This is a genomic window from Halomonas sp. MCCC 1A11062, assembly GCF_021404355.1.
Taxonomy (GTDB): domain Bacteria; phylum Pseudomonadota; class Gammaproteobacteria; order Pseudomonadales; family Halomonadaceae; genus Halomonas; species Halomonas aerodenitrificans.
The window spans coordinates 56217-69708 of sequence record NZ_JABFTW010000014.1 but is presented as its reverse complement, the minus strand read 5'-3'; the positions used below and the strand labels follow the sequence as shown (position 1 = coordinate 69708).

The following is a 13492-nucleotide window of genomic DNA, read 5'->3' as shown; positions in this document are numbered from 1 at the left end:
TGTTGGGAAGGGGCGGCCTGAGGTCAGGCGTTCGGTGGCAGTGACTTGAAGGCGTCAAGCGCGCGGGCGCGGGCCGCCTTGTGGTCGACGACGGGGCGGGGGTATCCCACCTGGTTGCACTGCGCGGCGCTGGGGGCGTGGCGATCCCGCGGCGCCAGTGCTGCCAGTTCGGACACGTATTCGGCGATGAAGCGAGCGTCCGCATCGAAGCGGTGCGACTGAGTGGTGGGATTGAAAATGCGGAAGTAGGGCGCCGCATCGGTACCGGTAGAGGCGGCCCACTGCCAGCCACCGTTGTTGGCGCAGAACTCGCCGTCCACCAAGTGGCGCAGGAAGAACGCTTCACCCCGCCGCCAGTCGATCAACAGATGCTTGCTCAGGAACATCGCCGCGATCATGCGCAGCCGGTTGTGCATCCAGCCGGTGCGCACCAGCTGGCGCATGGCGGCGTCGACGATGGGGTAGCCGGTGCGTCCCTCGCACCAGGCATGAAAGCCGGCTTCGTCGTCACGCCAGGCCAGCGCTTCGGTGTGGCGCTGGAACGGGCGATGGCGACAGACTCGGGGAAAGCCCACCGCCACGTGGTGATAGAACTCGCGCCACACCAGCTCGTTGACCCAACTGGCGATGCCGGCATCGCCCTCCGCCAGGCTGCCGTCGTTTTCACTCAGGGCCGCCTGCAGGCATTGGCGATGGGAGATCATGCCCAAGGCCAGATAGGGCGAGAGTTCGCTGGTGCCGGCGAGAGCCGGAAAGTCGCGCTGTCCGGCGTAGTGGCGCGCGCGAAAGCGCAGGAAGCGCTCCAGGCGGTCGGCCGCCGCGGCCTCGCCCGCGGGCCAGCGCTCGGCATCGACGGGGGGCGCGGGCAGCGTGGGCGGTTCGACCCGCTCGGCGGCGATATCCGGGGATGGCTGCGGCGCCGGTGTCTCCCGCAGCGCCAGGCGCTCGGGCGTCAGCTGGCGCTGCCAGGCCCGCGCGAAGGGGGTGAATACGCCATAGAAGTCGCCCTTGCCGGTGAGCAGTTCGCCTGGGGCGAAGGCCACGCTATCGTGATGGCCTGTGGCCGTGAGGCCGGCGTCGGCAAAGGCCTTCGTCACGGCCTGGTCGCGGCGCTGCTCGTCCAGCGGGTACTCACGGTTGAAGTGCAGCTCGGTGGCGTCGATCTCACGGGCGATCTGCAGCAGCGCGGCGGGGGCTTCGCCGAAATCGGCGATGTCCCGATGCAGCAGCGGGATACCGAGGCCAGCCAGCGCCTCCTTCAGGGCGATGACGCCACGATGCCAGAAGTCGAGCTTGTTGGCGCCGTGTCCATGACGCTGCCAGTGCGGCAGGCTGCGCAGAAAGACGGCTACCACCGGGCCGCGGCGCGCCGCGGCTGCAAGCGCCGTGTTGTCATGAATACGCAGGTCGCTGCGAAACCACACCAGTGAGCGGGTCATGGCATTACCTTGCCTGGCTCAGGCTTCCTGAATCAACGACCGCAGGCGCGCCATGGCCTGGGGCAGGTCGTCGCCCAACAGCTCCACCAGGCTGTCTGCCAGGTCGCCGTCACGGATGCGTGCCACAGGGCCGCACAGCCCCAGCGGGGCGTCGAGCTGCTCGGCCAGTCGTGGCAGTTGGCGCCGGATCACGTCGGCACGCTCGGCCCGGCCGCTGACCAGCAGCACTGCCCCCGCCTGCAAGCGCTCGACGGCCAGGGGAAGTTCGCTGAAAGGCAAGGCGCTGTCTAGCAGCTGGATGCGATAGCCGGCATCGCTGGCGGCCAGAGCGGCCAGCAGCAGCCACAGCGTGCCCGGGTCGTCGGGCAGCGGTACGAGCAGCAGCAGCGGGCCCCGGGCGAGCTGGTTGGCATGGTAGAGGCGTATGCCGATGCGTGTGCGCAGAAAGGACTCCAGGCAACGTCGCTGCAGGGTGGCGCCGAGCTGATCGCGCCAGCGCTCCTCGAGCTCGCGTGTCACCGGTTGCCACAGCTCGGACAAACAGGTGTTCACGGGATAGAGCGCCAGGCTCTGTGTGAACAGGGTCTCCATCTGGCTGCGGTCGAGCGCTTCTACGGCGGCGACCAACTGGCGCTGCTGGCTGGGCCAGTCGCCGGAGGCCGGCTCGGGGGGCGGTGCGGAGGCAGGCTGGTCGATGAGCTCCTTGACCTGACTGACCGGCACACCACGGCTCAGCCACTGCAGGATACGCTCGACCCTTTCGATGTCCTCGCGAGCGTAGAGCCGGTGTCCCTTGGGGGTGCGCTGAGGGCGAATCAGACCGTAGCGGCGCTCCCAGGCGCGCAGGGTCACCGAGTTGACGCCGGTGATTCGGGACACCTCGCGAATCGGATAGAGCGGTGTGTCGGCCGGGTGGCCCCCCTTTGCGGTCATGCGCGCCTCTGCTCGTTCGTTGTGTGGGCCTTGCCATCACCTGGATTCGTCTGCCTGCCTGGCCGCCGTTGCGGGTGGCAGCAGAGAATATTGTACACTACTCGAACGGTGTACAACTGATGGAGATCAGGGTCAAGTCGGCACAGCTTCTCCCGCCTGCTCGGCGATCACGGCGGCCAGGGCCTCGACGAAGGCGGGATGTTCGCCCACCGGGGGCAGGAGCTGCAGGTCGACACTGGGGTGCGCAGCGCGTAGCGCCTCGACCTGAGCCGGCACGTCCTTGCGCAGATGACGCCCGGCGGCGAAGAATAGTGGCAGGATCTCGGCTCGCCGAGTGCCCGAGGCGGCAAGTTCAGCCACGGTACTTTCCAGTGAGGGTTCGCTAAGCTCCATGTAGGCGAGCTTGAGATCCGCCTCCATGCGGGCGGTCAGCGCCTGGTGAAGGTGCTCGAACGGGGCCCGCCACTTGGCGTCGCTAGAGCCGTGGGCGAGAAGGATCAGGCTGTAGGACATGGCTGTCTCCCGGAAAACAGGCAGGGTGCTGGCAGATCGGCGCCCTGGCGCTACCAGGGCTCTTGCATTGTCGCCAGCATAGCAGAGGTGTACAACGACTGTATAACGAAAGGCAGCGCTGGGGAGGGATTGCGATGCGGGTATTGATCACGGGTGGCAGCGGTTTCGTCGGGCAGCGCCTGTGCCTGCGCTTGAAGCAGGCCGGGCATCGCCTGCAGGTGGTGTCGCGTGATCCGGACGCGGCCAGGAGCAAACTGCCCCAAGGTGCCGACATAAGACGCTCGGTGCTCGACTTCGTCGAGTCGCCCCCGGATGCCATCGTCAACCTGGCGGGCGAGCCGATCGCCGCCCGGCGCTGGAGCGACGAGCAGAAGAACCGGCTGATCGACTCACGGGTCAACGTCACCCGCGATCTGGTTATCCTCTGCGAGCAGCTCAAGCAGGCCAACGGCACAGCCCCCGGCGTCATGGTCTCGGGATCGGCCATGGGCTTCTACGGCGATCAGGGCAAGATCGAGGTCACCGAACAGACCCCGCCTCACGACGAGTTCGCGCATCGCCTGTGCAAGCGCTGGGAGGACACCGCCCGAGAGGCGGCAGATTTCGGTACGCGGGTCGCGCTGCTGCGTACCGGGCTGGTACTGGATACGGGCGGAGGCAGCCTGGAGAAGATGCTGACACCCTTCAAGCTGGGCTTCGGGGGGCGCTTCGGCAGCGGACACCAGTTCATGCCCTGGATCCATCGTGAAGACCTGGTGCGCAGCATCCTGTTCTTGCTCGAGCGTGACGATCTCGACGGGCCGTTCAACGGCAGCGCGCCGCACCCCGTCACCAACGCCGAGTTCGCGCGCACCCTGGCCAGGCAGTTGCATCGGCCGGCCGTCATGCCGGTGCCGGCCATCGTGCTGGAGACCGCCTTCGGCGAGATGGCGCGGCTGCTGCTGACCGGCGCCGACATGCGTCCGGCACGCCTGCTCGAGGCCGGGTTCACGTTCCACTTCCCGACTCTTGAGCAGGCGTTGGCCGACATCCTCGGCAAGTCTTGATGGCTACCGCCGTAGGGCTCAGCGGTTCTCGTCACCCACCGTGACGATCACCCGCACGGCGTCCAGTCGTAGCCGTGTGCCTTCGATGGCGCCGTCGAGTTCGCCACGCTCCCGGCGCAGCGCCTCGAGTTCCGCCTCGCGCACCGCCGGGTTGAGTCGCGCCAGTGCCTCCAGGCGGGCCAGCTCTCCGTCCAGTTCCCGGCGCATGCGTACCTGAGCCGCTTCGACGATGCTCGGCAGCTCGCGATCAGCCTCCTGCTCGCCCTGGGTGAGCAGCTCGCGCAGCTGGTCGTGGCGGCTGCGAATCAGGTCCCGGGCCATGGCCTTCTTGACCTTCTGCAGGTTCTTGGAAAGCCCGGTGAAGGAGACCTTGTCGCTGAGCACGGCGCCGGACTCGTCGAGAAGTACACGTACCGCGGTAGGCGGCAGGAAACGATTGACGTGCAGCCGCTTCGGCGCCGGGCAGTAGGTGCGGAACACCAGTTCCGCCATCAGCCGGCCGGCGGGAATCGCCGGGTGCTTGAGCAGGGCGAGCGCGGTGTTGCCCATGTTGCCGTCGAGGATGCGCGCCATCATTTCGCGCAGCAGCGGGTGCTCCCAGGAGAGCCGCTGCACGTCGTCGCGGGCCAGCGCGCGCTCACGCGACAGGGTGGCGGTGAAGCCCTCCTCACCCTTGGCCAGGCCGGGCAGGCCGTCGAGCATCTGCGGGCTGGGCTGTAGGTGCAGCAGGCCGCCGCCGAGCTCCTGGCTGTCGACGCCGAAGATGTCCAGCGCCTGGTCGAGGTAGCGCGACAAGGCCGGGTCGTGGTCGAGCTCGCGGATCGCCGTGGCGACCGCTTCGGCCCGCGCCGGGCGGCAGGCGTTGAGTTCCAGCAGACGGTTGCGCCCGGCATCGCGCTGGGTCAGGCGGTTCTCGAACAGGGCGCGGGTCTCGGCGATGACGTCGGCGAGGGCCTCGTCGTCGAGCAGCGCCTCGGCCAGGGCATCGCCGAAGGCGTCGAACAGTTCACTGCCGACCCCGTGGGGAGCGTCGAACGCATCCATCCCCTCGCTAAACCAGCGCAGCAGACGCGCCCCGGGGCTGGCTTCGAACAGCGGCACGTGGATCTCGATGGCATGGCGCTGACCGATGCGGTCAAGCCGGCCGATGCGCTGCTCGAGCTGGTCGGGATGCTGGGGCAGGTCGAACATCACCAGGTGGCGGCAGAACTGGAAGTTGCGCCCCTCCGAGCCGATCTCGGAGCAGACCAGCACCTGGCTGCCCTCCTCCTCGTCGGCGAAGGCGGCCGCCGCACGGTCGCGTTCTACCAGCGTCAGCCCCTCGTGGAATACCGGCGCATGAATGCCGCCCAGTACCCGCAGCGCTTCGGCCAGGCCCTGAGCGGTCTCGCGGCTGTGCGCGATCACCAGCACCTTGTCGTTGGCGAAGCCCTGCTCGCCGTCGTCAGCCAGGCGCTCCAGCAGCCAATTCACTCGCGGGTCGATCTGCCACCACGGCTCGGCATTGAGCGGATCGTCCGAGAGCGCGCGATAGGTGGCGTCGGGGTAGATCAGCACGTCGGGATGATCGAGCCCGGTCTCGATCAGCAGTTCGTCGAGATGGTCTTCGTCGCGCTCGAGCTTGCGCAGTACCCGGCGGTAGGCCGAGGGCAGAGGCAGTTCGGTCAGGTGCAGGTAACGCTCGGGGAAGCCGCCCACATGGCGGCGGCTGTTGCGGAACATCACCCGGCCGGTGCCGTGGCGATCGAGCAGTTGCTCACGCAGCTGTTCGCGGGCGCTTTCCTGCTGCTGCTGGCCGCTCTCGGGGTTGGCCAGGGTGTCGAGCAGAGCCAGGCTGTCATGCTCCCCGATCACCGCGGCCACGCTGGCGCGATCACTCTCGCCGCCGGCCGGCAGGCGTTCCAGGGCGTCGATGGCCTGGGCCACCTCCACGTAATGCAGCTCCTCTTCGCGAAACGCCTCCAGGCTGTGGTAGCGGTCCGGGTCGAGCAGGCGCAGGCGGGCGAAGTGGCTCTCCAGGCCCATCTGCTCCGGAGTGGCGGTGAGCAGCAGCACACCCGGTACATGCTTGGCCAGGCGCTCGACGCAGGCGTAGCCGGCGCCGACCTGCTCGGCGCTCCAGTCGAGATGGTGCGCTTCGTCGACGATCAGCAGGTCCCAGTTGCAGGCGGCCGCCTGCTCCTGGCGCTGGGGGTTGGCGAACAGCCACTCCTGGCTGGCCAGGATGAGCTGGCCGGACTCGAAGGGGTTGGCTTCGGCCTGGGCCAGGCTCTGCTGCTCGTCGAGCAGGGTCACCTCGAGGGCGAAGCGGCGCAGCAGCTCCACCAGCCATTGGTGCATGAGACTCGGCGGCACCAGGATCAGGGCGCGTTCGGCACGGCCGGTGAGCAGCATGCGGTGCAGGATCAGGCCGGCCTCGATGGTCTTGCCCAGCCCCACCTCGTCGGCCAGCAGCACGCGCGGCGCGTGGCGTCGGGCCACTTCGTCGGCGATGTAGAGCTGATGGGGAATCAGGTCGATGCGCGGGCCGGCAAGGCCCAATGCCGGATTCTGCTCGATGCGATGATGGTGGTGCAGGGTGCGGAAGCGCAGATCGAACCAGTCGTTGCGGTCGACCTGGCCAGTGAGCAGGCGGTCGCGGGCTTGGTCGAACTGCATGCTGTCGGCCAGGCGTGCCTCAGGCAGCTCGCGCAGCTCGCCCTGGTCGTCCTCGCCGATATAGACGATCAGGCCGTCGACTTCCTTGCTGTCGTCGACGGTCAGGTTCCAGCCCTCGGCGGACTGGACACGGTCGCCGCTGCCGAAAGCGACGCGGGTCAGCGGTGCCTGACGGCTGCTGTAGGTACGGGTTTCCTGGCTGGCGCCGAACAGCACGGTAACGCTACGGTGGTCGCAACTCAGGATGGTGCCCAGGCCCAGGTCGGCCTCGCCATCGCTGATCCAGCGCTGGCCGGGTGAAAAGTCGCTCATGATGCCTCGGTCGATGCTGAACACGGTGCGCACGCTGCCGCCGAAGCATGGCTTCGGCGGGCAGGGCGGGCGATTCTAACGCAAAGCCCGCGCTGGCTTAAGGCTGGTGGAGAAGGGCGGGAAATGGTAGGGGCGGCTGTTACGGGTGGTAATCAGTGGCGTCCCAGCCAAGTGTCGAGCTGCGCTCGCGACAGTTCGCCCACATGGCGCTCCACTGCGCGGCCTTCACGGTCGAACAGCACCGTGGTGGGGAGTCCCGGCGACTCCATCGTGCGGATCATCTGCTGGTTCGGATCGAGCAGCGGGTAACGGAACGCGAGCTCCTGCTCGTCCAGGTAGCGTGCCACCTGGAGTAGCTCCTCACCTTGATTGATCACCACCGCGGTAACGCCGTCGCGGGTGTCGGCCTCGGCTAATAACGGCATCTCGCGCAGGCAGGGCGGGCACCAGGTGGCCCACAGGTTGACCACCACCAGCTCGCCCTGAAGCTGCTGCAGGTTGACCGGCTCGCCGTCGAGGTCTTCCAGGGTGATGTCGGGCAGCTCGCGCAGCGGCATGTCGCCGCCGAAGGGGGCCAGGGTGACCAGCACCAGCCACAGCGCCGAGGCGCCGACGGTGACTCCCATGGCGCCGATCATCGACAGTAGCCGGTCGCGCAGTGCCCAGCCGGTCCAGATCAGCGCGGCGAGCAGCCCCCACAGGCCGTGATAGCCGGGTTGCCAGAGCCGCAGTATGTCCAACGGGGCAGCGGCATAGGCGTCGAAGTTCAGCGCCACGTGCCCCAGGCGGGCGCCCACCAGCCAGGCCAGCAGCAGGCCGTTGAACCAGCGCGCCCGCGCCGAGGGCGAGAGCCCCAGCAGCAGCCAGGCGGCGAGCAGCAACAGCAGGGCACAGCCAATGGCATAGAGGCGCGGTACGGATATCAGCACGGGGCCCAGGGCAAAGGCGTCCATTGGCTCGGCTCCAGCATTTAGGGTCGGCGCAAGCGCCGTGACCGGGTAAAATCACTTACTTGCATAAAGTAACGCGTCAGGCAGAGCAAGCCTACTGCCCCAGGACGGCGCTGTCACCGGCGGGAGCCTACATGGCACACAAGACCTTCGATACCCTGCGCGCCCTGGCCATCGGTAGCCAGGCGCTGGGCTTCATCCTGATCATCACGCTGGAAACGGTCATGGGGGGCGAGGCCGCCCGGCCCTGGCAGGGAGTGACACTGGGCGCCATGGTGGCCTTTGCCCTGGCGCTGGCCGTGGCGCGGCTCTATCGCCGCAACAGGGCGCGCAAGGCCATGGCTCGCCGTCTGGCAGAGCACGATGACGAATCCTGATCCTGACGGCACACGTCGCGCCCGAAGTTGGCTGCTGACGCTTTGCGGCGTACTGCTCCTGCTAATGCAAGGCTGTGCCGGCAGCGCCGCGGTCCGTGAACATACCGCTCCGCTCACCCCAGCCGAGCGCGAGGCCACCTGGCTCGGCCAGTGGGCGCGCCTGAGTGGCTCCGCGCATCCGGGCAAGAGCGGCTTTGCGCTGCTTTCCAGCGGCCAGGATGCTTTCAGTCTGCGCGTGCTGCTGAGCGAGCAGGCCGACCGCAGGCTCGATATCCAGACCTACCTGATGGGCGATGGGCAGACCACCCGGGCACTGCTGCATCGGCTGCTGGGGGCCGCCGAGCGCGGCGTCGAGGTGCGCCTGCTGATCGACGATATCGGTGCAGTAGGCCAGGGTCGGCAGCTGGCCGCGCTCGACAGCCACCCCAACGTTCAGGTGCGCGTCTACAACGCCCTGAGTGTCGGTCGGGGCACGCTGACAGGCCGTGTGCTGGCCTCGGCGCCTCAGGCGGCGCGTCAGCACCGGCGCATGCACAACAAGCTGTGGATCGCCGACGATTCCCTGGCCATCGTCGGCGGGCGCAACCTGGGCGATGAGTACTACAGCGCCAGCGAACCACGCAACTTCACCGATCTCGACCTGCTGGCGCTGGGGCCGGTGGTGGAGCCTCTGGCACAGAGTTTCCACCTCTACTGGAACCACGGCCTAGCTCAGCCCATCGGTCGCTATCACCGTGTCGACGAGGACGCCTGGCAAGAACTGCTGGCGTCGCTCGCCGAGTGGTTCGAGAGCAGTGTCGACTCGCCCTATTTCGCCGACCTGCGCCAGCGCTATGCCGACATCGAGCAGGGGCCGCTGGTGGGCAAGCTGCACTGGGGGGAAGGCATTGCGCTGTGGGACCCGCCGGGCAAGCCTGCCTGGCGGGGGCGGCCGGCATTCCAACGTACCATGGCCGGCGCCCTGTACGACCAGGTGGGAGAGCCGAGCGAGCGGCTGACCCTCGTATCTGCCTATTTCGTGCCCGGCAGGCCGGGTACCCGCCTGTTGACGGAGCTGGCCGAGGCCGGCGTGGCGGTCGAGATATTCACCAACGCCCTGGAGGCGACCGATGTGCCGGTGGTGCACGGTGCCTACCAGGCCAGGCGGGAGGCGTTGCTCGATAGCGGGGTCGCACTCTACGAGATGCGTGCCGAGCACGAGCCGGATGCCGATATCGGCTTCAGTGTGGGGTCTTCGGCCTCTGCCCTGCACATCAAGGCGCTGGGAATCGACGCCGACCGTGTCTTCATTGGGTCGCCCAACGCCGACCCGCGCTCGGTGTGGTGGAATACCGAGGTGGGCGTACTGGTGACCAGTCAGGGTCTGGCCAACGAGTTCCAGCGCCTGACCGAGATCGGCAAGTCGCCGGCGCTCAGCTATCGGGTCGGGCGTACGCCGTCGGGGCGGCTCTACTGGCAGGCCCTCGTGCAGGGAGAACCGGTCGAGCTGATGCGCGAGCCCGGCAGTCTGTGGCGGCATGGTGGAGCCGGGGTGAGTCGGCTGTTGCGGCTCGAACCGCTGCTGTGACGCGCGGTGGCATCACTCCTGGGCGTCGGCGATTCCCACCCGGTTGCGCCCCGAGCGTTTGGCACGATACAGGGCGCTATCGGCGCGTGCCAGTATCGCCTCTGGGCCGTCGCCCCGGCGGTATTCCGCGATCCCCAGGCTGATAGTCACGGCCAGGCCGTGCAGAAGGGTCTCTGCCACCTGCTGGCGCAGCCGCTCGGCGAAGATCGAGGCTCCTTGCGCCGTGGTGTCCTGCAGCAGGATGGCGAACTCCTCGCCGCCCCAGCGTGCCAGCAGGTCGGTGCTGCGCAGGGTCTGGCCGACCAGGGTGGCCAGACGCTTGAGGATGAGGTCGCCCGTGTCGTGACCGTGCTGATCGTTGATCGACTTGAAGTGGTCGATGTCGAACAGCAGCAGTGAGAAGGTGTTGTCGCTGCGCTCGGCCTGGCGTACTGCCTTGCGCATGGCCACATCGAAGGCGCGGCGGTTTTGAGTGCCGGTCAGGTGGTCGCGGGTGGCCTGTTGCTCCAGCTCCTCTTCCAGGCGCTTGCGCTCGGCGATGTTGTGGAAGACGGCAATGAAGTGGCGGATCCTGCCGTTGTCGTCGTACACGGCCGTGATCGCCTGCCACAGCGGATAGATGTCGCCGTACTTGTTGCGATTCCAGATCTCGCCCTGCCAGTGGCCGGTTTCCAGTACCGCCTGCCACAGCTGAGCGTAGAAGTGCTTGTCGTGACGGCCCGACTTGAACAGTCGAGGGGTCTCGCCGATCACCTCTTCCGGCAGGTAGCCGGTAATGTCGGTGAAGGCCTGATTGACCCGTTCGATGCGCATGTCGGGATCGGTGATCAGCGTGGCCTGGCCGGTCTGGAACACGCTGGCGAGCAGCCGCAGCTCCTCCTCCTGACGCTTGCGCTCGGTGATGTCCTCCTTCACCGCCACGAAACGCACGATCCGGCCGCTGTCGTCGCGTACCGGAGTGATGGTTTCGGCTTCCCAATAGAGCTCGCCGTTCTTCTTGCGGTTCTGCAATTCACCGCGCCACACCCGGCCGCTGCGCAGGGTCTGCCACAGCTCACGGTAGACGTGATCTGGGGTCATGCCCGACTGGATCATGGCCGGAGTCTTGCCGATCAACTCTTCGCGGGAATAGCCGGTCACTTCGAGAAAGCGCCGGTTGACGTACTCGATGCGCCCTTCGGTATCGGTGATTGCCGTGGCCGCCGGGCTCTGCTCCACGGCGATGTAGAGCTGATAGAACTTGGCACGCAGCGTCTCGAGATCGGCGTCGGGCCAGTAAGGGTGGAACATGGCGTGCTCGCTTTCGCTGCCGCCATGCGCTGCTTCATGCTCGCCGTTCTTCACGAGCACCTCCGTACGAGTAGGACTTGTTCTAGCACAAGTCTCTTATGGTTTTGCTTGTATTCCTTGGCTTGTAGCGTTTATCCAGCCGGAGTCTGGCGACCCGGCCGCGCAGCATAGCGCCTTTTTACGGTGTGTTCACGTAGATGTCGGCTCTCGATGGGAGCTGGATGGCAAAACGGTGGGCGAAGCAACGAAAAAGGCCTCGCAATCGCTTGCAAGGCCCTTATGAATTCTTTGGTCGGAGTAGCAGGATTCGAACCTACGACCTCTGCCTCCCGAAGGCAGCGCTCTACCAAGCTGAGCTATACTCCGTTACTTCCTTACTCTGTTATTTCCTTTTCGAGCCGCTTTTGGGCGATGCTCGGTGTCGGCTCCAGGAGCCGACGGATGGGCATTATACGCAAAAGCCATGGCCTTGCAAGCCCCCCGCGGCGGTGCTGTTCCACCTTCAGTTTTGGCGTTCCACCGCGAGTCGGGCCAGGTCGGCCATGCTGTCGCGGTAGCGGCTGGGAGACAGAAAGTCGAGCTGCTCCAGCGCCTTGGCCGACATCTCTTCGGCCCGTGCCCGGGTGTAGTCCAGCGCGCCGGTATCGCGCACGATGGCCAGCACCTCGTCGAGCCGTTCGAGCCCGCCCTGGCGAATGGCCTGACGGATCGTCCGGGCCTGGTCCGGGGTGCCGGCGGCCATGGCCTGGATCAGCGGCAGGGTCGGCTTGCCCTCGGCCAGATCGTCGCCCACGTTCTTGCCCATGGCCTTGGCGTCGCCTTGGTAGTCGAGCAGGTCGTCGACGAGCTGGAACGCCAGCCCCAGGTAGCGACCGTAGAGTTGCAGCGCTGCTTCCTGCTGCGGGTCGGCCTCGGCCAGCACCGCGCCGCTGTGGGTGGCGGCCTCGAACAGCATGGCGGTCTTGCCCTGGATGGTCTCGAAGTAGGTGGCCTCGTCGACATCGGGGTTGCCCACGTTGGTCAACTGCTGCACCTCGCCCTCGGCGATGACGCAGGTGGCACCGGAGAGAATGCCCATGATCTTGAGCGAGCCGATCTCCACCATCATCTGGAAGGAGCGCGAATAGAGGTAGTCGCCTACCAGCACGGAGGGGGCGTTGCCCCAGGCGTCGTTGGCGGTGGCGCGGCCGCGGCGCATGTGAGATTCGTCGACCACGTCGTCGTGCAGCAGGGTCGAGGTATGCATGAACTCGATCAGCGTGGCCAGCGAGATGTGCTTGTCACCCTGATAGCCCAGGGCGCGGGCGGCGAGCAGTACCAGCAACGGACGCAGCCGCTTGCCGCCGCTGGCGATGATGTACTGACCGATTGTCTCGACCAGCGGCACCCGAGATGCCAGCTGCTCCTTGATGGTACGGTTGACCGCGGCAAAATCGTCGGCGACCGCCGCGTGCAGCGACGAAGAGGCGGTGGTGTTGCTGTCAGTCGAACGGGAAGAGGCGTTGGCTGGCATGAGACAGTGTCATCGGGCTGTTGGGCCGGCATGCCGGACATGGCAGTGGCCTTGGGCTGCGGCTCATGCTATGGCCCCCCCATGTGGGCGTCAAGCTGCGCCGCGGTGGGTGGTTGCGGCATTGTCTCGGCGAGCGTGCTCAGTGCTTGAACGGCCCGCGGGGCGCGGTTATAATGCGCGGCCCACTCATCACGCTCCCTGTCAGATGGCTGCCGAAAGGGGCGCCACTCGAAGCAGGCCGATGAAGAGCCAACCCCGATGAGTTCTGGAGAGAGATACATGTACGCTGTTATCAAGAGCGGTGGCAAGCAGTACCGCGTTCAGGAAGGCCAGACCCTCAAGCTCGAGAAGCTGGAAATCCCCACCGGCGAAACCATCGAGTTCGATGAGGTGCTGCTGGTTGCCAACGGCGACGACGTGACCGTCGGCGCTCCGCTGGTCGACGGTGCCAAGGTGGCTGCCGAGATCGTTTCCCACGGCCGTGGCGAGAAGATCCGCATCATCAAGTTCCGTCGTCGCAAGCACCACATGAAGCGTCAGGGCCACCGTCAGTGGTTCACTGAAGTCAAGATCACTGGGATTTCCGCCTAAGCGGCTTCCCCTTAACGAGCGAGGACTTTGCAATGGCTCATAAGAAGGCAGCCGGCTCTACCCGTAACGGCCGCGATTCAGAATCCAAACGCCTTGGTGTCAAGCTGTTCGGCGGCCAGGTCGTCACCGCTGGCAACATCATCGTGCGTCAGCGCGGCACCCGCTTCCACGCCGGTACCGGCGTCGGCATCGGTCGCGACCACACCCTGTTCGCCCTGAGCGACGGTGTGATCAAGTTCGAGACCAAGGGTCCGAAGAACCGCAAGTTCGTCAGCGTCGTCTCTGCCTGAGAACGCACGAACT

The 13492-nt window shown here is 66.7% G+C and carries 12 protein-coding genes and 1 tRNA gene; 5 read left to right on the top strand and 8 right to left on the bottom strand.

Features of this window, described 5'->3' with window-relative positions:
* Positions 1 to 23: 23 nt before the first annotated feature.
* From phrB to HOP58_RS15200, 3 genes are all read right to left on the bottom strand, one after another.
* Positions 24 to 1439, bottom strand: coding sequence for a deoxyribodipyrimidine photo-lyase (gene phrB, locus HOP58_RS15210; protein WP_234260800.1), 1416 nt, complete (start codon positions 1437 to 1439; stop codon positions 24 to 26).
* Positions 1440 to 1457: 18 nt separating this feature from the next.
* A complete protein-coding gene (locus tag HOP58_RS15205) occupies positions 1458 to 2372 on the bottom strand; it encodes a MerR family transcriptional regulator (protein ID WP_010626508.1) in 915 nt (304 codons plus the stop codon).
* Positions 2373 to 2504: 132 nt separating this feature from the next.
* On the bottom strand, positions 2505 to 2885 hold the full coding sequence (locus tag HOP58_RS15200) for a CbiX/SirB N-terminal domain-containing protein (protein WP_010626509.1): 381 nt from the start codon (positions 2883 to 2885) through the stop codon (positions 2505 to 2507).
* Between the two features lie 134 nt (positions 2886 to 3019).
* Here HOP58_RS15200 and HOP58_RS15195 point away from each other — a divergent pair, with 134 nt between their 5' ends.
* Positions 3020 to 3931, top strand: coding sequence for a TIGR01777 family oxidoreductase (locus HOP58_RS15195; protein ID WP_010626510.1), 912 nt, complete (start codon positions 3020 to 3022; stop codon positions 3929 to 3931).
* Between the two features lie 18 nt (positions 3932 to 3949).
* Here HOP58_RS15195 and rapA read toward each other — a convergent pair whose 3' ends face one another.
* A complete protein-coding gene (gene rapA, locus HOP58_RS15190) occupies positions 3950 to 6901 on the bottom strand; it encodes an RNA polymerase-associated protein RapA (protein ID WP_234260799.1) in 2952 nt (983 codons plus the stop codon).
* A 152-nt stretch (positions 6902 to 7053) separates the two neighbouring features.
* Positions 7054 to 7854, bottom strand: coding sequence for a TlpA family protein disulfide reductase (locus HOP58_RS15185; protein ID WP_234260798.1), 801 nt, complete (start codon positions 7852 to 7854; stop codon positions 7054 to 7056).
* A gap of 131 nt (positions 7855 to 7985) precedes the next feature.
* Here HOP58_RS15185 and HOP58_RS15180 point away from each other — a divergent pair, with 131 nt between their 5' ends.
* Together HOP58_RS15180 and HOP58_RS15175 are read left to right on the top strand one after the other, a co-directional pair.
* Positions 7986 to 8228 carry a hypothetical protein gene (locus tag HOP58_RS15180; RefSeq protein ID WP_010626513.1) on the top strand — a complete coding sequence of 81 codons (243 nt, stop codon included), beginning with the start codon at positions 7986 to 7988 and terminating at the stop codon, positions 8226 to 8228.
* Positions 8215 to 9795, top strand: coding sequence for a phospholipase D family protein (locus HOP58_RS15175; RefSeq protein WP_234260797.1), 1581 nt, complete (start codon positions 8215 to 8217; stop codon positions 9793 to 9795). The genes HOP58_RS15180 and HOP58_RS15175 overlap by 14 nt, the downstream gene beginning before the upstream one ends.
* A gap of 12 nt (positions 9796 to 9807) precedes the next feature.
* On the opposite strand, the gene HOP58_RS15170 is transcribed toward HOP58_RS15175, so the two are convergent.
* From HOP58_RS15170 to ispB, 3 genes are all read right to left on the bottom strand, one after another.
* On the bottom strand, positions 9808 to 11139 hold the full coding sequence (locus HOP58_RS15170; RefSeq protein WP_234260796.1) for a diguanylate cyclase: 1332 nt from the start codon (positions 11137 to 11139) through the stop codon (positions 9808 to 9810).
* Positions 11140 to 11374: 235 nt separating this feature from the next.
* Positions 11375 to 11451: transfer RNA gene (locus HOP58_RS15165), tRNA-Pro, on the bottom strand.
* A 136-nt stretch (positions 11452 to 11587) separates the two neighbouring features.
* Positions 11588 to 12598 carry an octaprenyl diphosphate synthase gene (gene ispB / locus HOP58_RS15160; RefSeq protein ID WP_010626516.1) on the bottom strand — a complete coding sequence of 337 codons (1011 nt, stop codon included), beginning with the start codon at positions 12596 to 12598 and terminating at the stop codon, positions 11588 to 11590.
* Positions 12599 to 12877: 279 nt separating this feature from the next.
* On the opposite strand from ispB, the gene rplU reads away from it, so the two are divergent.
* On the top strand, positions 12878 to 13189 hold the full coding sequence (gene rplU / locus HOP58_RS15155; protein WP_010626517.1) for a 50S ribosomal protein L21: 312 nt from the start codon (positions 12878 to 12880) through the stop codon (positions 13187 to 13189).
* Between the two features lie 32 nt (positions 13190 to 13221).
* Positions 13222 to 13479, top strand: a complete 258-nt coding sequence (gene rpmA / locus HOP58_RS15150; RefSeq protein WP_010626518.1) for a 50S ribosomal protein L27 — start codon at positions 13222 to 13224, stop codon at positions 13477 to 13479.
* Positions 13480 to 13492 lie beyond the last annotated feature (13 nt).

Excerpts from the sequence above, each read along its gene's own strand:
- HOP58_RS15205 (WP_010626508.1), bottom strand. The coding sequence starts at position 2,372 with ATGACCGCAAAGGGGGGCCACCCGGCCGACACACCGCTCTATCCGATT.
- rapA (WP_234260799.1), bottom strand. The coding sequence starts at position 6,901 with ATGAGCGACTTTTCACCCGGCCAGCGCTGGATCAGCGATGGCGAGGCC.
- HOP58_RS15195 (WP_010626510.1), top strand. The coding sequence starts at position 3,020 with ATGCGGGTATTGATCACGGGTGGCAGCGGTTTCGTCGGGCAGCGCCTG.
- rplU (WP_010626517.1), top strand. The coding sequence starts at position 12,878 with ATGTACGCTGTTATCAAGAGCGGTGGCAAGCAGTACCGCGTTCAGGAA.
- HOP58_RS15200 (WP_010626509.1), bottom strand. The coding sequence starts at position 2,885 with ATGTCCTACAGCCTGATCCTTCTCGCCCACGGCTCTAGCGACGCCAAG.
- HOP58_RS15175 (WP_234260797.1), top strand. The coding sequence starts at position 8,215 with ATGACGAATCCTGATCCTGACGGCACACGTCGCGCCCGAAGTTGGCTG.
- phrB (WP_234260800.1), bottom strand. The coding sequence starts at position 1,439 with ATGACCCGCTCACTGGTGTGGTTTCGCAGCGACCTGCGTATTCATGAC.
- HOP58_RS15185 (WP_234260798.1), bottom strand. The coding sequence starts at position 7,854 with ATGGACGCCTTTGCCCTGGGCCCCGTGCTGATATCCGTACCGCGCCTC.
- HOP58_RS15180 (WP_010626513.1), top strand. The coding sequence starts at position 7,986 with ATGGCACACAAGACCTTCGATACCCTGCGCGCCCTGGCCATCGGTAGC.
- ispB (WP_010626516.1), bottom strand. The coding sequence starts at position 12,598 with ATGCCAGCCAACGCCTCTTCCCGTTCGACTGACAGCAACACCACCGCC.
- rpmA (WP_010626518.1), top strand. The coding sequence starts at position 13,222 with ATGGCTCATAAGAAGGCAGCCGGCTCTACCCGTAACGGCCGCGATTCA.